Annotated in this window: 11 protein-coding genes and 1 pseudogene; 4 read left to right on the top strand and 8 right to left on the bottom strand. The window is 73.8% G+C overall.

Translation table 11 applies throughout. The features are described from left to right. Positions 1-8 precede the first annotated feature (8 nt). Positions 9-1,121 carry a pectinesterase family protein gene (locus IAG43_RS28705; RefSeq protein ID WP_187743576.1) on the top strand — a complete coding sequence of 371 codons (1,113 nt, stop codon included), beginning with the start codon at positions 9-11 and terminating at the stop codon, positions 1,119-1,121. A gap of 162 nt (positions 1,122-1,283) precedes the next feature. Here the strand turns inward: IAG43_RS28705 and IAG43_RS28700 are convergent, their stop codons facing one another. The 4 genes from IAG43_RS28700 to IAG43_RS28685 all read right to left on the bottom strand — a co-directional run bounded on the left by IAG43_RS28700 (position 1,284) and on the right by IAG43_RS28685 (position 5,472). Beyond that, on the bottom strand, positions 1,284-1,955 hold the full coding sequence (locus IAG43_RS28700; protein ID WP_187743575.1) for a hypothetical protein: 672 nt from the start codon (positions 1,953-1,955) through the stop codon (positions 1,284-1,286). Then, the gene (locus tag IAG43_RS28695; RefSeq protein WP_187743574.1) at positions 1,955-2,509 is read right to left on the bottom strand and encodes a SigE family RNA polymerase sigma factor; all 555 of its coding nucleotides are present in this window, start codon (positions 2,507-2,509) and stop codon (positions 1,955-1,957) included. The genes IAG43_RS28700 and IAG43_RS28695 overlap by 1 nt, the downstream gene beginning before the upstream one ends. Positions 2,510-2,526: 17 nt before the next feature. Next, the gene (locus IAG43_RS28690) at positions 2,527-3,537 is read right to left on the bottom strand and encodes a LacI family DNA-binding transcriptional regulator (RefSeq protein WP_187743573.1); all 1,011 of its coding nucleotides are present in this window, start codon (positions 3,535-3,537) and stop codon (positions 2,527-2,529) included. A 162-nt stretch (positions 3,538-3,699) separates the two neighbouring features. Then, the gene (locus tag IAG43_RS28685; RefSeq protein ID WP_187743572.1) at positions 3,700-5,472 is read right to left on the bottom strand and encodes a glycoside hydrolase family 6 protein; all 1,773 of its coding nucleotides are present in this window, start codon (positions 5,470-5,472) and stop codon (positions 3,700-3,702) included. A gap of 497 nt (positions 5,473-5,969) precedes the next feature. Between IAG43_RS28685 and IAG43_RS28680 the strand changes: the two genes are divergently transcribed. Further along, positions 5,970-8,906: a glycoside hydrolase family 48 protein gene (locus tag IAG43_RS28680; protein WP_187743571.1), complete on the top strand. Its 2,937-nt coding sequence runs from the start codon at positions 5,970-5,972 to the stop codon at positions 8,904-8,906. Between the two features lie 236 nt (positions 8,907-9,142). Then, positions 9,143-9,574: a pyridoxamine 5'-phosphate oxidase family protein gene (locus IAG43_RS28675; RefSeq protein WP_187743570.1), complete on the top strand. Its 432-nt coding sequence runs from the start codon at positions 9,143-9,145 to the stop codon at positions 9,572-9,574. 90 nt (positions 9,575-9,664) lie between these two features. On the opposite strand, the pseudogene IAG43_RS34690 reads toward IAG43_RS28675, so the two are convergent. Continuing rightward, a pseudogene (locus IAG43_RS34690) lies at positions 9,665-10,354 on the bottom strand (alpha/beta fold hydrolase); the annotation flags it as partial. 720 nt (positions 10,355-11,074) lie between these two features. Here IAG43_RS34690 and IAG43_RS28665 point away from each other — a divergent pair. Then, on the top strand, positions 11,075-13,939 hold the full coding sequence (locus IAG43_RS28665) for a helix-turn-helix transcriptional regulator (RefSeq protein WP_187743568.1): 2,865 nt from the start codon (positions 11,075-11,077) through the stop codon (positions 13,937-13,939). A gap of 317 nt (positions 13,940-14,256) precedes the next feature. Here the strand turns inward: IAG43_RS28665 and IAG43_RS28660 are convergent, their stop codons facing one another. From IAG43_RS28660 to IAG43_RS28650, 3 genes are all read right to left on the bottom strand, one after another. Continuing rightward, positions 14,257-15,825, bottom strand: coding sequence for a pectate lyase family protein (locus IAG43_RS28660; protein WP_187743567.1), 1,569 nt, complete (start codon positions 15,823-15,825; stop codon positions 14,257-14,259). 964 nt (positions 15,826-16,789) lie between these two features. Then, the gene (locus IAG43_RS28655; RefSeq protein ID WP_187743566.1) at positions 16,790-17,674 is read right to left on the bottom strand and encodes a geranyl diphosphate 2-C-methyltransferase; all 885 of its coding nucleotides are present in this window, start codon (positions 17,672-17,674) and stop codon (positions 16,790-16,792) included. Positions 17,675-17,677: 3 nt separating this feature from the next. Continuing rightward, positions 17,678-19,048 (bottom strand): family 2 encapsulin nanocompartment cargo protein terpene cyclase, encoded by a 1,371-nt coding sequence (locus IAG43_RS28650; RefSeq protein ID WP_223005986.1) that lies wholly within the window; start codon positions 19,046-19,048, stop codon positions 17,678-17,680. Positions 19,049-19,373: the final 325 nt, after the last annotated feature.

The raw sequence follows: 19,373 nt of genomic DNA, 5'->3' as shown, positions 1-19,373 counted from the left end.
AGGACGCCATGACAGCACCCCTCGCCCGCCGCGCCTTCCTCGCGGCGGGCGCCGGGGCCGCGATCGCCGCGGCCTCCGGCACCGCCCACGCGCACGGCCGCCCCGGCCGCGGCCCCTTCGGACGGTGGGGCTCCCCCACCGCCCGCCGCTCCCCCACCACGCTCTACGTCCACCCCGGCGGACGCGGCGACCACACCTCCGTGCAGGAGGCGGTGACCGCCGCGGGCGCGGGATGGACCCTGGTCCTGGCGCCCGGTGTGTACCGGGAGACGGTGTCCGTCGGCACGGAGCACGCGGGCCTCGCCCTGATCGGCGCGAGCGGCGACCCGCGCGACGCCGTCATCGTGTACGACAACGCCGCCGGGACGCCGCGGCCCGACGGCTCGGGCACCTACGGGACCTCCGGATCGGCCACCACGACGGTCCGCGCCGAGGGGTTCACCGCCGTCGCCGTCACGTTCGCCAACGACTGGCTGCGCGCGGACCACCCCGGGGTCACCGGCACCCAGGCGGTGGCGATCAAGGCCATGGGCGACCGCTCGGCCTTCCACCGCTGCCGGTTCCTCGGCCACCAGGACACGCTGTACGCCGACTCGCTCTCGGCGGCGGCCGTCGCCCGGCAGTACTTCTCCCACTGCTACGCCGAGGGTGACGTCGACTTCGTCTTCGGCCGGGCACGCGCCGTGTTCGAGCACTGCCGCTTCCACACCCTCGCCAGGGACGTCGACTTCACGCCCAAGGGCATGGTCTTCGCCCCGTCCACGGTCCGGTCCAACCCCTACGGCTACCTCGCGGTGCGCTGCCGGGTGACCGGCTCCGCGGAGGACGGCGCGTACCGGCTCGCCCGCCCGTGGGTGCCGAGTTCGGACCCGACGGCGTGGCCGTCGCTGGTGGTCCGGGACTCCTGGATCGGGCCGGGCATCGACACGGCACGTCCCTGGACGAACATGAGCGACGCCTACCCCTGGCAGCAGCAGCGTTTCGCCGAGTACCGCAACGCGGGCCCCGGAGCCGGGATCACCGACCCGGCCGAGCGGCCGCAGCTGACGGCGGCTCAGGCCCGCACGGCCACGCGGGAGGTGTACCTGGGCGACTGGACTCCGTGGCGCGAGGGCCGCTGACGGCCCCGCACGGCCGTCCTCTCCCGGACAGCGGGGACGGCCGGGACGCCGCACCGAGCCGCCGCCGTCCCGTGGCGCCCCACGCCGCGGGACGGCGGCGGCTCGTGCGTGCGCGGGGCGTCGGCGGCTCGTGCGCGCCCGGCGGCCGGCCCGGGGCGCTCCTCAGCCCGGCGCGCGGGTGAACCGGCCGCTGACCGCGACACCGGTGTCACCCGCGCGGCCCCGGGCGGTGTACGCGTCGCGGGACGCGTCGCGGTCGCCCTCGGCGTGGTTGTACTGGGCGGCGAAGACATGCTTCCCGGCGGGCAGCGTGCGCCCCTCGCGCAGCGTCCATCGGTACAGCAGGGCGCCGTCCCGCTCCTGGACGCGCACGTCGAAGTCGTCGGCGGGCCGGGTGCCCCAGTGGCCGGTCTCCTCCACCCCGCCGGTCAGGGCGACGCGGACCTCCACGGTGAGTTCGGTCAGCGGCTCACGGGTGGTGAGGTCGAGGTTGTTCTGCGCCCAGTAGCGGTTGCTGTGCGGGTCGACGACGGCCGAGGACGACAGGAATCCGTCCGCGGGCCGTTCCGGCGCGGGCTGCAGCGGGGCCGGGCGGGCGGCGCTCTCCCGCGGCGCGGGGGCGTCCGTCAGCGTCGCGACCGCGTAACCGCCCACGGCCAGCACTCCCGCCACCGCGGCCGTCGCCGCCACGACGCGGAGCCACGGGGCGGGCGCCGCCCGCGGCGGCCGCACGGGCGGCGCGGTCATGCCGCGCTCCACCCGGGCGAGCATCGCCTCCCGGTCCGGTCGGTGGGAGACCGCCGCCTCCCGCAGCCGACTGCGCACCTCGTCCATCACCTGCCGCCTTCCGCCACCAGCTCCGGCGCGTCCGCCGCCCCGAGCCGGCGCTGGAGCTCCGCCATGCCCTTGGAGGTCTGGCTCTTGACAGTACCCACGGATATGCCGAGGGCGAGAGCCGTGTCGCGTTCGGAAAGGTCGAAGGCGTGGCGCAGCACCACGCAGGCCCGCTTGCGGAACGGCAGCGCGCGCAGCGCCTCCTGCACGTCGACCACGGCGGACACGTCGGGGTCGTCGACGCGTTCGGAGCGGCGGGAGGAGACGAGCGCGATCCTGCGGCGTTCGCGGACCGCGCTGCGCACCCGGCTGCGGGCGAGGTTGGCGACCACGCCGCGGGCGTAGGCGTCGGGGCGGTCGGCGGCGCGGACCCGGTCCCAGCGGTGCCAGAGGGCGACCATGGCGTCCGCGGCCAGGTCGTCGGCGGCGTCGGCCTCACCGGTCAGCATCCGTGCCAGGCGCGACAGTTCGGCGTAGTGCCGTTCGAAGAAGGTGTGGAACTCGGCCCGGGCCTCCTCGCCCGGGGCCGGTGCGGAGCCGTCCTTGCCTCCCATGTGCCCCACCCTCGCGGTCAGTGCGCGGCCGGCGCCGGGCCGGAGCCCGCGCGCACGGTGAGGACGGGCGGCAGCAGCACGGTCGCGGCGGGACGTCCGTCGAGCGCGGCGACCACCGCTTCGACGGCCCGGCGGCCCATGTCCCGGGCGGGGACGGCGACGGAGGACAGCGGGACGGACGCCCGCTCGGCGACGTCGTCGGCGCAGACCGCGACCACGGAGACGTCCTCGGGGACGGCGAGCCGGCGCTGGCGCAGCAGCGCGAGCAGCGGGTCGGCCGCCGCCTCGTTCTGGACGATGTACGCCGTGGTGCCGGGGCGTTCCTCCAGGATGCGGTCGAGCGTGGCCGCGACGGAGGCGTAGTTGCCCTCGCAGGGGCGGTGCAGCACCCGTACGCCGTGGTCCCCGGCCGCGGCGCGGACGCCGGCGAGGGTCCGTTCGGCGAAGCCGGTGCGGCGCTCGTAGACGCCCGGGGCACCGCCGACGAAGGCGATGTCGCGGTGTCCGAGACCGGCGAGGTGCGTGACGCACAGGGCGCCCGCGGCCTCGAAGTCGAGGTCGACGCAGACCAGGCCGGCGGGGTCGGCGGGCAGGCCGATGAGGACGGCGGGGCTCTCGGCGGCCCGCAGCAGCGGAAGCCGCTCGTCGTCGAGCTCGACGTCCATCACGATCATGGCGTCGGCGACGGAGCTGCCCTGGACGCGGCGGACGGCCTCGGGTCCCTCGTCCCCGGTGAGGAGCAGGACGTCGTAGCCGTGGGCACGTGCGGCGGTGGTGACCGCCATGGCGATCTCCAGCATCACGGGGACATGGATGTCGGTGCGCAGCGGCACCATCAGGGCGATGATCCAGGACCGGCTCCCGGCGAGCGCGCGGGCGCCGGCGTGGGGCCGGTAGCCGAGGCGTTCCACGGAGCGCTCGACCCGCTCACGGGTGGCGGCGGAGATGGTCCGCTTGCCGCTGAGGACGTAGCTGACCGTGCTCGCCGACACTCCTGCGTCGCGCGCTACATCGGCGAGGGTCACCATCGAGTACTCCACTGCAAACCGTTGTGACGCGCTCCGGCGCGCCCTGGGCCACGACCCTAGGTTTCGGGGTCGTGAACTGTCCAGGGCGGCCGAAGCGCGTCACGCCGGATCGTCGTCGTGCTCAGCGGTGGTACCGGTGGTGACCGGCGCCTCCGGCGTTGCCTACAGCGCCGGGTGCGCGTTCTTCATGAGCTCCTGGAACTGGGCGGAGAACCAGTGGCCGGAGATCGGCGCGTCGCCCAGCGAGCCGGACATGCTGTTGCCGTTGCGCGCGTTGCCCGTGTAGGTCGGGTCGCACATCCGGTCGAAGCCCTTGCCCTCGTCGTTCGGGATCTCCTTGCTCGCGCCGTCCGACTCACCCGGGGGCTTGACCCACAGGTAGGCGTCGATGCCGGCCTCGGGCGCCGCCTTCGGCCGCTCCCCGAGACCCGCTCCGGCCTGGTTGCACCAGTTGCCGAGGTGGATGCGGCGGTCGAGGCGTCCGCCGTTGACGTAGGTGTCGACGCTGGTCTGCGCGCCCGGGCCGGTGGGCCGGGCGGTGCCGCCCCAGCCGTTGCGGGAGGTGTCGATCAGCATGCCGATGTTGGAGGCGAAGCCTGCCTGCACCAGACGCTGGCGGAAGCCCTGCGCGTAGGAGAGCTCGTCGACGTAGCGGTTCCAGTCGACCCACTTCGACTGGCGGACGGAGGTGCCGTTCACCGAGTCGTTGATGGTGTAGAACGGCTCCTTCAGGATGCCGTAGTTGGCGGTGTTCGTGATGAAGCCGGTGACGTACTCCAGCTTGCTGCCCTCGGCCTTGGCGGCCTCGGCGAACAGGTCGGCGGACGGGCCGAAGTTGTCGTCCCAGCCGAGCCAGCCGTGGTGGCCGGCGTCGATGTAGTTGTAGACGTTGCCGATCGGGCCGAGCTTGGCGAGCGCGTAGCCGACGCCCTTGACGTAGTTGCCGTTCTGCTTCATGACGTCGCACTGCGGCGTGCCTGTGGGACGGCTGCTGATGTTGGTGACCAGGTTCGGCAGCGAGTCGATCTCGATGACCGTCGTGATGCGCAGGCTCGCGTACTTCGGGTCGGCGAGCGCGGCCGCGATCGGGTCGATGAACTCGCTCTTGTAACGGGGCAGTTCGTCGGCCTTGAGCTCACCGTTGGAGGCGAGCGCGGCACAGTCGCGGCCCGGCAGGTTGTAGACGACGAAGTTGATGGCGAGCGGCTCGCCGTTCGCCTGCTTCAGGGCCTCGTCGAGGTGGTCGCGCAGGCCCATGCCTGTGCCCACACCCTCGATCGCGGCGATGCGGTCGAGCCACACCGAGGTCGAGGTGTCGGAGATCCGGCTGCCGCCGGGCTCGGCCTCGGCCTTCGCCTTCCACTCCGGGTTGACGTACAGCTTGGCGCCCTGGAAGGGGTTGTCGACCTTGCTGCCCGTGGGCGGCGGGGTGGTCGGCGGCGGGGTGGTGGGCGGCGGCGTGGTCGGCGGGTCGGTGGGCGTGGTGCCGCCGTTGCAGGCGACTCCGTTGACCGCGAAGGACACCGGCTTGGCGTTGGTCCCGCTGTAGGTGAACTGGCCGCCCGGGGCGGCGGTCGCGCCGGCCGCGAGCGTCTTGTTCCAGTCGGCGTTCTTCACGCTGACGGTCTTGCCCGACTGCGACCAGACGCCGCCCCAGCCGCCCGAGAGCTTCTGGTTGCCGGCGTAGTCGTAGGTCAGCGTCCAGCCGTCGATCGCGGCGGTGCCGGTGTTCTTGATCGTGACGGTGGTCGTGAACCCGCTGCCCCAGTCGCTGACCTGGTAGTCGACGTTGCAGGCGAGCGCGGCGGCTGCGGCAGGTGTCTGCATGACCGCCACGGCGCCCGCGCCGGTGGCGAGGAGGCTGCAGGCGGCCAGCAGGGCGGTCCGCCTGCGGCGGGCCGGTGGTGCGGTGGTGCGGGTGATCTCGCGGCTCATGACGGGAAATGTCCTCTCGTCGGGTCGGGGATCGGGCATGCCTGATCTGCGGCGCAGTCGGGACGTGCTCGGGACCGGGAGTGGGAGCGCTCCCAGATTGTGACCGGAATTCAGCCATCGAATCCGGCTCATCGGGGAACGGTCGTGCGAGTGCGCAACCTGTCGCGCTGTGATGTCAGCCGGCGGGGGCAGGCCACCGGACTGTGCGGCAGGGCGGTGCGGGGGGTGACGCATGGAGCGATCAACAGTGCGTCGGACCTGCTTTCACGGCCGGTCCGGCAGGGGATCGCTCCCACTGGCTGCATCGGAGATTAGCGCCGAACCGACGGACGCAACAGAGGACTTGGAAAATTTCTTGACGGACCCCGAGCCGCGCGGACCGATCCTGCGTCAACTCTTGACAGCCCTCCCCACCCCCTCCACCGTGGGAGCGCTCCCACTGGTTCAAGGCTTGTGCTCAGCACGTCTTCCCCGAGCCGTTCGAAGGGATCTCACGCATGTCCCCGCCAACCAGCACCTCCCCCAGAGCGAGACGACCACGCCTGCTGCGGCGCGCGCTCACCGTGTTCACCGCGGCCCTCTCGCTCCCCCTCGCACTGACCGCGACCGGTACAGCACCCGCCCACGCCGCGGCCCTCCAGTGCAGCGTCGACTACAAGACCAACGACTGGGGCAGCGGCTTCACCGCCGACGTCACCGTCACCAACCGGGGCACCGCCGCCATCGACGGCTGGACCGTCACCTACGACTACGCCGGGAACCAGAAGCTGACCAGCGGCTGGAACGGCGTCTGGTCGCAGTCCGGGAAGACCGTCACGGTCAAGAACACCGACTGGAACAGGACGATCGCCGGCGGAGCCGCCGTCAGCGCCGGCGGCCAGTTCACCTACAGCGGTGCCAACGCCGCCCCGACGTCGTTCGCCGTCAACGGCACCGTCTGCAACGGGGCCCACCAGCCGCCGATCGCCGTGCTCACCAGCCCGTCCGCGGGCGCGGTGTTCTCCGCGGGCGACCCGGTGCCGCTGGCGGCGACCGCCGCCGCGGCCGACGGCGCGACGGTGAGCAAGGTCGAGTTCTACAGCGACACCACCCTGCTCGGCACCGACACCACCGCGCCCTTCGCCCTCTCCGCGACGGGCCTCGCGGCCGGCAGCCACTCCCTCTACGCCAAGGCCTACGACAGCCTGGGCGCGTCCGCCGAGTCGTCCCCGGTCGGCGTGACCGTCGCCGCGGGCCCGGCCCTGGTCGCCACCCCCGCCCAACTGGCCGTCCGTCAGGGCGAGTCGGCCACCTTCGACGTGAAGCTGTCCACGCGGCCGTCGGCGAACGTCACGGCGACCGTGGCCCGCACGACGGGCAACAGCGGCCTGAGCATCGCCTCCGGCGCGAGCCTCACCTTCACCCCGGCCAACTGGAGCACCGCGCAGAAGGTGACCGTCGCCGCGAACGCCACCGGCACCGGCGCCGCGACCTTCACCGTCACCGCCCCCGGCCACACCAAGGCCGAGGTGAACGCGACGCAGCTGGCGGGCGCCAAGGTGTACGACGAGCGCTTCCTCGACCTGTACGGCAAGATCATGGACCCGGCGAACGGGTACTTCTCGCCCGAGGGCATCCCGTACCACTCCGTCGAGACGCTGATCGTCGAGGCTCCCGACCACGGCCACGAGACGACGTCCGAGGCGTACAGCTACCTCGTCTGGCTGGAGGCGATGTACGGCCGGATCACCGGCGACTGGACGAAGTTCAACGCCTCGTGGGCGCTGATGGAGAAGTACATGATCCCCACCAAGGCGGATCAGCCCACGAACTCCTTCTACGACCCCAACAAGCCGGCCACCTACGCGGGCGAGTACGACCAGCCGTCCCAGTACCCCGCGGCCCTCACACCGTCGGTCTCGTCGGGCAAGGACCCGATCGCCGGTGAGCTGAAGACCGCGTACGGCACCGACGACATCTACGGCATGCACTGGCTCCAGGACGTCGACAACGTCTACGGCTACGGCAACGAGCCCGGCAAGTGCTCCGCCGGCCCGACCGCGACCGGCCCGTCCTACATCAACACCTTCCAGCGCGGACCGCAGGAGTCCGTCTGGGAGACCGTGCCGCACCCGACCTGCGACAAGTTCGCCTACGGCGGCAGGAACGGCTACCTGGACCTCTTCACCGGGGACTCCTCGTACGCCAAGCAGTGGAAGTTCACCAACGCGCCGGACGCCGACGCGCGCGCCGTGCAGGCGGCCTACTGGGCCGACCTGTGGGCCAAGGAGCAGGGCAAGGGCTCCGAGGTCTCGGCGACCGTGGGCAAGGCCGCGAAGATGGGCGACTACCTGCGCTACGCGATGTACGACAAGTACTTCAAAAAGGTCGGCAACTGCACCAGCCCGACGGCCTGCCCGGCCGGCACGGGCAAGGACAGCTCGCACTACCTGCTGTCCTGGTACTACGCCTGGGGCGGCGCGACCGACACCTCCGCGGGCTGGTCGTGGCGCATCGGCTCCAGCCACGCGCACGGCGGCTACCAGAACCCGATGGCCGCCTACGCCCTCTCCGAGTACGCCCCGCTGAAGCCCAAGTCGGCCACCGGCCAGGAGGACTGGGGCAAGAGCCTGGACCGGCAGATCGAGTTCTACCGCTGGCTCCAGAGCGCCGAGGGCGCGATCGCCGGCGGCGCGACCAACAGCGTCGGCGGCCGCTACGAGGCCCCGCCCGCGGGCACGCCCACCTTCTACGGCATGGCCTACGACGAGAAGCCGGTCTACCACGACCCGCCGTCGAACCAGTGGTTCGGCTTCCAGGCGTGGTCCATGGAGCGCGTGGCGGAGTACTACCACGAGACCGGTGACGCGGGCGCCAAGGCCGTCATGGACAAGTGGGTCGACTGGGCGCTGTCGGAGACGACGATCAACCCGGACGGCACCTTCCGCATCCCCTCCACCCTCCAGTGGACGGGCAAGCCGGACACCTGGAACGCGAGCAGCCCCGGCGCCAACGCCTCGCTGCGCGTCACGGTGGCCGACTACACCCAGGACGTCGGCGTCGCCGGCGCCTACGCCAAGGTGCTGACCTACTACGCCGCCAAGTCCGGTGACACCGAGGCCAAGCGCGTGGCCAAGGCGCTGCTCGACGGCATGTGGGACCACCACCAGGACCCGCTCGGCATCGCCGTGCCGGAGACCCGGGCGGACTACAACCGCTTCGACGACCCGGTGTACGTGCCCAGCGGCTGGACGGGCACGATGCCGAACGGCGACACGGTCAACTCGTCGTCGACGTTCGCCTCGCTGCGGTCCTTCTACCAGGACGACCCGGCGTGGTCGAAGATCGAGAGCTACCTCGCGGGCGGCGCCGCGCCCGTGTTCACGTACCACCGGTTCTGGGCCCAGGCGGACATCGCGCTGGCGTTCGGAGCCTACGCGGAGCTGCTGGAGTAGTCCGGCCGTGCCGCTCCTGTGACCGGCCGGTGTCGCCTGGCGACACCGGCCGGTCGTGCGCGCGGAGCGGGCGGGCCGAGGCGGGCCGGGGCGCCGGGAACGGCCCGCGGGTCCGCCGTCCGGGTGCGTGGCCGGAATCGGGTGCGTCCGGGCGCGGAGGGGAATCGGCGCGGGGAGCGGCTCGTTGTGCCGGGTCACCGTCCGCACCACCACCCGCATTGCCGAGGAGCGAGCCCGTGGCCCTGTCCACCGAAGAACGCGAACGATTCCTGGCCGAACCGCACGTGGCCGCACTGGCGGTCGCGGCCGGCGGGAAGGAGGACCGCGCGCCCCTGACCCTGCCCATCTGGTACCAGTACGCGCCGGGCGGCGACATCTGGATCCTCACCGGACGCGACTCGCGCAAGGCCGGGCTCATCGCCGCCGCGGGCCGGTTCTCGCTCATGGTCGACCGGCTCGAACCGACCATCCGCTACGTGTCGGTGGAAGGCCCGGTGACGGGGACCGAGCCCGCCACCCGGGAGCAGCTGACCGAGATCTCGGCCCGCTACCTGCCCCCGGAGAAGGTCGGGGCCTATGTCGACTTCGCCTGGGAGAACCACGGCGAGCAGATCGTGGTGCGCATGCGTCCCGAGCGGTGGGTGAGTTCGGACCTCGGTCAGGTGTGACCCGGCGGTTCCGGGCGGCCTGCCGCCTCCACGGGGCCGGGGCCGCCCGGACCGTCGGCGACGGGGGCCGGGCTTCTCCGCCGGCCCCCGCGCGGCCGCCGTCAGGACCTCCGCCAGCTCGCGCGGCCGCGAGAGCATCGGCCAGTGACCGGTGTCCATGGTCACCAGCCGCCACCGCTCGCTCGTCAGCAGCTCCGCCACGGGCGGCGCGGGCTCCGGGCTGTCCAGCAGGCACAGGACGTACGTCGCCGGAAGGCGGCCGAGCGGCCCCGCGAGGACGGCGGGCCCGGCGAGCGCCGCGCCGGGGTGCGGCGTCGTACCGGCGAGGAACCGCGCGATCTGCTCGTCGTCGAGGTCCTGGCCCGCGAGCTCGGGGGCGGTCGGGGGCGGCCAGAAGCCGTCAGCCGCCTCGATGGCGGCGGTCAGCGCCTCGGGACCCTGCCACCACTGGGACACGAACGACTCGCCGTCCGCGGGGACGACGGCGTCCACGAACACGATCCGGGCGAGCCGGTCCCCGATGCGCTCGGCCGCCTGGCCGACCGGGATGCCCGCGTAGCTGTGCCCGACGAGCCCCACGTCCCGCAGGTCGTCCCGCTCCACCGCCTCGACGACGTCCCGCACGTGCGTCACCTGGTCCGCGGGCTCGCCGCGTCGCTCCGCGAGGCCGGCCAGCGTCACCGCCCGCGCGCCGTGCCCGGCCCGCCGGAGCTTGGCCGCCACCTCGTCCCAGGCCCCGCCTCCGAGCCACGCTCCCGCCACCAACACGAATTCGCTCATGAGGGGTGACGGTAGCGGGAGCCTCGGACAGCCGGGGTCCGGCACGGCCACGGCGGTCCCGGGCCGCCGGCCGCACCGGCCCGGGCACCCCCCTAACCCCCGGACCCCCGACAAGGGTTTTCCCCGTATCGCGTTCACCTCCGCGTTTCCTACTGTCTGCCGTAGCGGACGTTCCCGTGACGCCCTGCCCCGCGAGGCTCCCCGCCCCGCCCGTCAGGTGCACGACGGATCGATGTCCGGTGTCGGCCCCACCCAGGGCCGACGTGCCGAGCGGCGGCGCGCGGGCTCACCCGGCCCGGGGGAATCGTGGGACGCAGCCCCCACGCTGAACGACCACGGTTCCCGCGCCGCACGTTCGCACCCCCGCCCCGGGGCGCACGCCCGGACGGGGGACCACCGCGCTCGCGCCCCGGCGCCGTTGCCCGCGCGCCCGGCCCGCACCGAGTCCCGGGGGCGATTTCCAGCCATCTGCACGGCGGAACCCCTCGCGTGACCCCGGCTACACGCCCGCGGTCCCCTGGAGCTCCCCGAGCCGTGTCCGAGCGGTGTCGCCGCTGGTCAGACGCCTGCACCTGCGGACGGAACCGGTAACTCCGCACCGGCCCCAAGTCCAGACCTGTCCGTATGCCGGACAACGTGCCTGGACGCGCGCGACAGGCTTCGTATCCTCTGCTCGAACGGGCAGGGGGCCCGCGCGCACCGGAAGGTGGTGGTGGGCCGATGGGACCGGCGGAGTACCGCGCCGCGCCGGTCGGGCGCACGGAGCTGCTGGCCCGCCTCGACCGGGTGCTCGCCACCAGCGGACGCGCCCTGCTCACCGGGCCGCCCGGGGTCGGCAAGACCGAGGTCGTGCTGTCGGTCGCGGGGCGGGCCGAGGCCCGCGGGGAGTCGGTGCTCTGGCTGGCCGCGCTGCCCGCCGACCGCGACATCCCGGGAGCGGCCGCGGCCGCCCTGATCGCCTCCGTCGCCGCGACGGTGCCCCCGCCCCGCGCGTCCGACGGCTCCGACGGCTCGGGCGGTCCGGGCGGCTCCGGCGGATCGGGCGGCGTCCTGGACGGCCTGCCGGGACCGCAGCGGGCAGCCGTCGCCATGCTGTGCCGCGAGGCGCCGATGCCCGAGGAGGGCTGCGACCCGGTCGCCCTGCGTCTCGCCCTCGCGCACGTGCTGCGCCGCCTCGCCGCGCACGGCCCGGCGCTGCTGGTCCTCGACGGCGTCCAGTACATCGATCCGGCCAGCGCCGACCTGCTCCGCTTCGCCCTGCACCTGGCGCCGCCCGCCCTGCGCGCCCTCGCCGTGGACACGCCCGCGGCCTACGGGAACCCGGCGGCGGACCCGGACGAGGGGGCTCCCGCGGCGGCGGGCGTCACCCCGCTGTGGGAGCCGTCCGAGGCGGACGTGGTGAACGTGCCGCCGCTGCACGCCGACGAGATAGCCGAACTGCTCATCCACCACCGCCTGCCGTCCCGGATGGCGGGCCGCATCCACAAGGCCAGCGGGGGCAATCCGCGGCTCGCGCTGGCGGTGGGCCGGTCCCTCGCGGACGCCCGGACCCCGGTGCACCACGCGGAGGCGCTGTCGCTGTCCGGTAGGGCCCGCGATCTGGCGCGGGGTCTGCTCGGTGCGGTGGCACCCGGGGTGCGCGAGACCCTGCTGCTCGCCGCGCTGGCGCTCCGCCCGTCCGCGTCGCTGATCCGCCGGGCCGGACGCCCGGGCGCCGAGGCGGATCTGGCCGCCGCCGAGCGCGCCTCGCTGATCCGGCTGACGGAGGACGGCACGGTCGCGTTCTCGGCGGGCGTGCTGCCGTCCACACTGGTCCACGACGCCTGCTGGACCGAGCGGAGCTCCGGGCACGCGGCGCTGGCGCGGATCGTGGACGACCCGGTGGAGGCGGTGCGGCACCGGGCGCTCGCCACCGACGTCCCCGACGAGGAGCTGGCCGCGGAGGTCGCGGCGGCGGTCGAGACCGCCCGCCGGCGGGGCAACAGCACACTCGCCGCCGAACTGGCCCTGCTCGCCGCCGAGTCGACGCCGGGCCTGCACGGCGACCGGCGGATCGCCCGCCTGGTGGAGGCCGCGCAGGAGGGTGCCCGCGCGGCCCGCGCGGATCTGGCGATGCGCGCGGCGACCGACCTGCTCGCGCGGGACGCCGCACCGGCCGACCGGGTCCGGGCGCGGCTCGCGGTGCTCGACACGGCGGGCCAGGGACTCACCGGACTCGACGAGATCTACGCGCACGCCATGGAGGACTCGGAGGGCGACACCGCGCTGCGGGCCGCCGTGCTGCTGCGGCTCGCGATGAAGTACGTGCTGGCCGACGGCGATCCGGTCCGGTCCCGGGCCGCGGCCGTCGAGTCCGCGGAGCTCGCCGGATCGGTCGGGGACGACGGCACGGCGGCGAAGGCCCTGACCGTGCAGGCCCGGATGGACCGCTTCCTCGGGGCCCCGGACGCCGAGAAGGTCCTCGCCCGCGCCCGCGCGCTGGAGGCGGTGGAGCGGCCGCTGGGCGTGCGCAACGCCGCGCAGATCCTGACCGTCCGCCACGCCCTGTTCGACGACCGGCTGGTGGAGGCGCGGACCCAGCTGGCGACGCTGCTGCCGCTGGTGGAGCGCCGCGGGCCGGTCGAGGACGCGATCGAGCTGTTCCGCACGCTCTCCGAGGTGGAGGGCCGCCAGGGCCGCTGCGCCGACGCCCTCGCCCACGCGGGCCGCTCGCTCGCCCTGACCCTGGAGGCCGGCCTCTCCCCCGGCCCGGCCTGGTACGCGCTGGCTCTCGCGGAGACCGCGGGCGGCAGTTTCGCCCGCGCTGCGAGCTACGCCCGGCGGAGCGTGCGCGCCTCGGAGGAGGAGGGCGACCACGTGTTCCTCTCGCGCAGCCTCTACGCCCTCGGCCGCGTGCAGCTGCTCGTCGGCGACGTGTCCAGCGCCCTGGAGACGCTGCGCCGGGTGCAGGCGGGCGAGCGGGACCAGGGAGCGGTGGATCCCTCGATGCTGCGCTGGCACGAGGAGCTGGCCGAGGCCCTGGTGGCCGGCGACAGCCTGGCGGAGGCCGTGGCGGTGCTGGACGCCGTACGGCCGGTGGCGCACCGGCTGGGCCGGACGACGGTGCTCCTGGGCTGCGACCGGGCGGACGCGGTCCGGCTGGCGGCCGGCGGGCGGCCCGACGAGGCGGCGGCGCTGCTGCGCGAGGTGGCGGCCGGCTACGAGGCCGCCGGGCTGCCGCTGGAGCACGGCAGGGCGCTGATCACGCTCGCCCGGGTCGAGCGCCGCAGGCGCCGCCGGTCGGCGGCCGCGCACGCGCTCCAGCAGGCGTCCGCGGTCTTCGAACGTGTCGGTGCGGTGCCGTGGCTGGCCCTGGCGTCGGAGACGCCCGCGGCGGCGGCCGAGACGCCGGCCGGCGGCACGCTCTCGGGGCTCACCGACGCGGAGCTGCGGCTGGCCCGGCTGGTCGGCGAGGGCGCGAGCAACCAGGAGGCGGCGGCCAAGCTGTACCTGAGCGTGAAGACGGTGGAGGCGCGGCTGACGCGCATCTACCAGAAGCTGGACGTGCGTTCGCGGGCGCAGCTGGCGACGGCACTCAACAGCTGACCCCGCCGGGCGGGGCCGCGGCACATCGCCGGCCCCTCCGGCCGGGGCCGGCGCTCCGCGGACGGGCCCCGCCGGGGCCGGACGGGGGCGGCGGTCGCCGACGCCGCACGGAGCACGCCTCGTGCCGCCCGGACCTGCCGGGCGGCACGAGGCGTGCGGTCGTCACGGGGTGTGCGGTCGTCACGGGGCCGGGCGGGCCGTCCGTCCGGGAACCGCGGCTCCCGCACCCGGACGGACGGCGGCCCGTCCCGTCATCCCGTCACTTGCGTCTTCCCGTCGTTGCGCCGGCGCGTCAGCGCGTCAGCGCGTAGGCCGCGTCATCCCGCGTAGGTCTCGAACTCCGCGACCTTCGGGGTGCCGGTGGAGCCGGTGATCTCGAAGGTGAGCTTCTTCGCCGACGTCACGGGGATGGAGATCGTGCTGCCGACACCCGTGCCCGAGGCCAGGACGGTCCCGGTGTCGCCGTTGAGGACGCGCCAGCCCTGGATGCTTCCCGCGGAGCCCGAGGCCTCCCGGATCGCCACCTTGGAGACGCTGACGGCGGAGCCCCACTTCACCGAGACGGAGCCGGTCGCGCCCGCCGGCGACCAGTGGGTGCCCATGCTGCCGTCGCGGACGTTGCCGTAGCTCGTGCCGCTCGCCTTGCTGGAGCCGTCGGCGCCGGCCGTCAGGCTGAGGTTGGTGCCGCTCGGGGGCGTGGTGGGCGGCGGAGTGGTCGGCGGCTGCGTGGTGGGAGGCTGGGTCGTCGGCGGCTGGGTGGGCGTCGGGTCCGGCGTCTGCGGGGTGCAGTTGCCGTCCGAGACCTGGAGGCCCTTGTTCGCGCCCGCGGTGCGGCCGACCACGTCCGGCACGCAGTTCGCCGGGTCGAGAGCGAAGGAGTAGGGGACGTTGACGGTGGTGGTCGACTTCACGTCCGGACCGGCCGGGTTGTTGTCCGTGCCCTTGGCGGACCAGGTGACGTTGTCGAAGACGTTGCCGCTGACGTGCCAGGTGCCCGCCGCGTCCGTGTAGAAGGTGCCCAGGACGTCCTTGGCGTCCTCGAAGTAGTTGTTGTCCACCTTCGCGCGGGCGCCGGCGCGGGAGTTGATGCCGGACTCGTTCAGCTTCTTGTAGTGGTTGTTGTACATGTGGGCGACACCGCCGCGCAGCAGGGGGGCGCGGGAGTCGATGTTCTCGTACAGGTTGTGGTGGAACGTGACGAAACCGTTGGAGACGTCCGACTCGCTGGAACCGATCAGGCCGCCGCGGCCGGAGTTGCGCAGGGTGCTGTAGGAGAGCGTCACGTACTGGGTGTTGTCCTTCATGTCGAAGAGGCCGTCGAAGCCCTCCGACTCACCGCCCGACGCCTCCAGAGTGACGTGGTCGACCCAGACGTTGCGGACGTCGCTCTCCATGCTGATGGCGTCTCCGCCGTTGGAGGTCGGCGAGCCCGACTTCTTGACGTTCTTCACGGTGACGTTCTGGATGACGATGTTGCTGGATTCGCGTATGTGGATGCCGAGTTGGTCGAACACGGCACCGTTGCCCACGCCGATGATGGTGACGTTGCTGATCTGCTTGAGCTCGATGACGCCGGCGGCGGTGTTGCAGCTGTCGCCGGACACCTTGGCCGTGTTGCCGTGGTTGATCGTGCCCTCGACCTGGATGGTGATCGGGGTGCTGCTGCTGGCCCGGCTGCACAGCGCCTGGTGGATCGCGGTGCCGGTGGTGGCGCGCACGGTCTGGCCCCCGGCGCCGCCGGTGGTGCCGCCGTTCTGCGTCGCGTAGCCGGTGACACCACCGGTCGCCGCGGACGCGGTGGGCATCGTCAGCATCACGCCCGCCGTCGCCGCGACGGCCGTCGTGGCCAGCCCCGCACAGAGTCGCAGTGCGACTGGTCGCCTCATCGTGGTCTCCCGATTGTGTCGATTGGTTCGTCAGGTGCTCGTGGTGCTTCCGGCACGCGGAGTGCCCGAAGTGCGTGTGGTGGTGCTGGTGCACCGGAGGTGGGTGATGGTTCCGGTGTGCCGGCGGCGGATGGTGCTTGCTGCTGCATACCGTGGTGGTCCCTGGGCGGCGTTGTGGTTGCCGCCCGGGGACCGGGTTTCCCCGGCCGGTCCCGGACGCGGCGGACAGCGCATCCGGCGGGGCGGACGGCCGACCGCGCGGTGGAGGGCGTGCGTCGTCAGCCCTCGGCCGCGGGAACGTCCCGGCCGTCTGTCCCACAGGATCCGCCGGGCCGGACCGACCGGCGGTGATGACGCCGACAGTGCGACGGCAGCCCTGGACAGCGGCCTGACCGGCCGTTCTCGCGATGGACTCGTCGCCGACCACTCCGCGGCGCACGGCACGGCGCATCGGCGTCAGGGCCCGCCCCACGGGTCCGACGCCTCGGCTTCCCGGGCAGGGGCCCGTGCCGGAATCGATGACGGCCGGCACGCGGGATCACGACGGATTCCGCGACGGCCACAGCCGGCGCCGTGTTCCCCGCCCCACGGGGAAAGCGCTTGCTGGCGGCGAGACTAGAGGCCCGGCGTTGCGATGGCAAGGCTTTGGACAGACCCGGGACGAGCAGTCCGCCGGACGGGCCTCCCGGGCCCGGCGGGACGCCGGAACACGGCTGCGGGGAACGGCGGCACACCGGAACAGGGCTGTGGGGAACGGCGGTCGACGACTTCCGCGACCGCGGGCACGCCGCGGGCCGGGACCGTCGGTACGACGGTCCCGGCCCGGTCGGCAGGGGCGGCCCGCACCTGCCGGGCGGGCAGGCGCGGGCCGCGGTGCGGCGGCGCGTGATGATCCGGGGCGCGCGGTCGCGCGGGCGGTGCGACGGCCCGTCAGGACGTCACAGGGTCACGCGCCGCGGCCGCGTCAGACGCGGTCGGCGGCGATCAGCACGTACTGGAAGGACCCGTCCTTGTACGAGTTGATGAACGCCTCCTCGATCCCGGTCACCAGCGAGGAGGTGGCACGCAGCTCCCAGTAGGGCAGGGTGTCCGGGGTGAGGTCGATGACCGCCTGGGGCACGAGGCGGTTGTCGGCCATGGCGCGCAGGTACTCGCGGCGGGAGTGGATGTTGCACTCGAAGTGGGCGTTGATCTGCGAGACCCACTTCGACGGCTGGCCGTAACGCGGGTTCCAGCAGCCGGTGATGGTCACGTAGCGTCCGCCGACGCGGAGCACCCGGGAGTGCTCGGCGAAGAGGTCCTCCAGATCGACGTACATGCTGGACTCGTTGTTCCACGAGCCGGCCGCCTGCCCGGTCTCGAAGGGCATGTCGAGCATGTTGCACACCCGGGAGTGGACCCGGTCCTCGATGCCGAGTTCATGGGCCCGGCGGTTGCCGAAGTCGGCCTGCTTGGCGGAGAGCGTGAGCCCTTCGACGGAGCAGCCGAAGCGCTGATGGGCCATCACCATCGAGCCCCCGCGCCCGCAGCCGGCGTCCACCAGCAGGTCGTCCCGCCCGATGGTGCCGAGGTGGTCCAGCAGCACCTCGGCCTGCGCCGACTCCAGCCGGTGGAGTTCGGCCACCAGCCTCTTGTCGTACGCGGCGTCGCCGCTGTCCCCGAGCGCGGCCAGGTCGACGTCGCCGATGCCGTAGTGGTGGTGGTAGAGCCCGTCCACGTCGCCGAGGCGCAGGTTCACCGGCCTGGCCTCCTGGTCCCAGTAGCGGGCGATGTCACCCTGGTACGGCGAGGCCGGGGCGGGGACGAAGGCGGAGACGGTGGTGTCGGTGCTGGTCACAGAGGAATCCATTTCTTACCAGAAGTCGGGCAGGCTGTATCGGTAGGTGTTGGTGCGGTGCCAGTAGTGGTTGCCGTCGACCCACACGGCCACTCCGCGCAGGAAGCGGAGCACACTGGGCGCCGGGCAGGCGGCCGCGAGGGCGGCGGCCTCGGCCTCGAAGTCGCGCATGAGGTCGTTGTGGACCTCGACCGCCTTCAGGTAGGCGTCCCGTTCGGAGAGGCCCTCGCGGTCGGCGATCACCACGGGCAGGTTGAGATGCCGGCCGGGCGAGGCCAGCTCCTTGGTGTACGAGTACAGGTCGTTCACGATGGTGGTGGCGTTGCCCGCCAGTGCGAGGACCCGCTGCATGGCGGGCTGCGCGTGCAGGTCCGCGGGGAGTTCGTAGCCCCCCACGGTGTCGGTGATGGTGGGGCACGGGCGGAAGTTGTTGAACTGGCGCATGGCCAGGTACTCCCACACCTCCGGGGTGTGGTCGGTCTGCGCCCACGCGGCCTCGGCCAGGTAGCCGAGGTGCAGGCGTGCCATGTCGTGCCGGAAGCGGTCGGCTTGCGAGGCCGTGGCCTGGCGCCGGAAGTAGTCCATGGCGGAGCGGTAGGCGCGGCGGGGGGCGTCCGAGTGCAGCGACTCGGCCCAGTGCGGCTGGTACTCCGCGGTCGTGTGGAGCGGGTCGAGGGCGGTGTGCGCCAGCAGCAGCCGGCCGCCGAGCCCGATGGGCGAGCCGCCGTGGTCCTCGCAGTAGCAGTCGTCGACGGCGTTCTCGGCGACCATCAGCCGGGTGGCGACCATGACGTGCTCGACGCTCGGCGCGTCCGGATGGCAGGCGACCATGTAGCGGCCCACGGAGAACCCGTCGAACTCGCCCTCCCACTCGTCCGGGAAGAGCTGGATCTCGTCGACGGCCCACGCCTTGATCCTGCTGCTGACCTCGGCCACCCGGACGGGATCGGGCTCCGGCACCGGGTGGTGGTAGAGGCCCGGGACGGCCGGCCCGTCGGCAGGGGCCGCGTCGGCCCCGGGCTGCGGCACACGCGCCGCGCCCGGCCGCAGACTCGCCGTGCCGAGTCCGCTCGGACCGCGGAGGATCCGCTCCAGGGCGGCGGCCCCGGGCTCGGGCGCCGGGGCGCCGGGCCGGTCCGCGGCCGTCGCCCCGGGCACGGTCCGCGGCACGGTTCCCGTGGTGGGAAACGTGTAGGGCACGTCGTGCGGCGGTGCGGTGGCGGCGGGCGGCGTGGCCGGGGCGGGCGGGTCGGCGACCGCGGTGCTCCCGGCGGCGGCCCGCAGGAGGGCTTCGGCGGCTCCGGCGACGTGGGCGATCGCGTCGTCCCCGCGGGGTGCCGGGGTGGTCTGCGGACCCGGCGGCGGGGAGAGCCCGGGATCGGGCATCCGTGACTCCTTGATGAGGTGGGGGTGAGGCCGTCCGGCCGCGCGGTCGTGCCCGGCGGCCGCCGGGTGCGGCCCCGGTGGGAGTGCGTGGGGCGGGTGGCTCGACGACGGTGCCGCCTGCCCCGGGGGCGGCGTCCTGCGGCATCGCGTGCCTGCGGTCGCCCGGCTCGGAACCGTCCTCGGGCGGGATGCGCCGGGCTGGTCCGACGCCCGCGGGTGGGGCACCGCCCGGCCGGTGGCCGGGGGTGCGGGCCCGGGCGTCCCGGACGGCGGGCCGGCTCCGCGCGGCCGGCAGAGCGCCGGCGGGAGCTGCGGGGCCGGGTGC

The organism is Streptomyces genisteinicus, from assembly GCF_014489615.1.
GTDB classification, from domain to species: domain Bacteria; phylum Actinomycetota; class Actinomycetes; order Streptomycetales; family Streptomycetaceae; genus Streptomyces; species Streptomyces genisteinicus.
The sequence above is the reverse complement of the archived record's forward strand: the minus strand, read 5'-3'. Positions and strand labels throughout refer to the sequence as shown.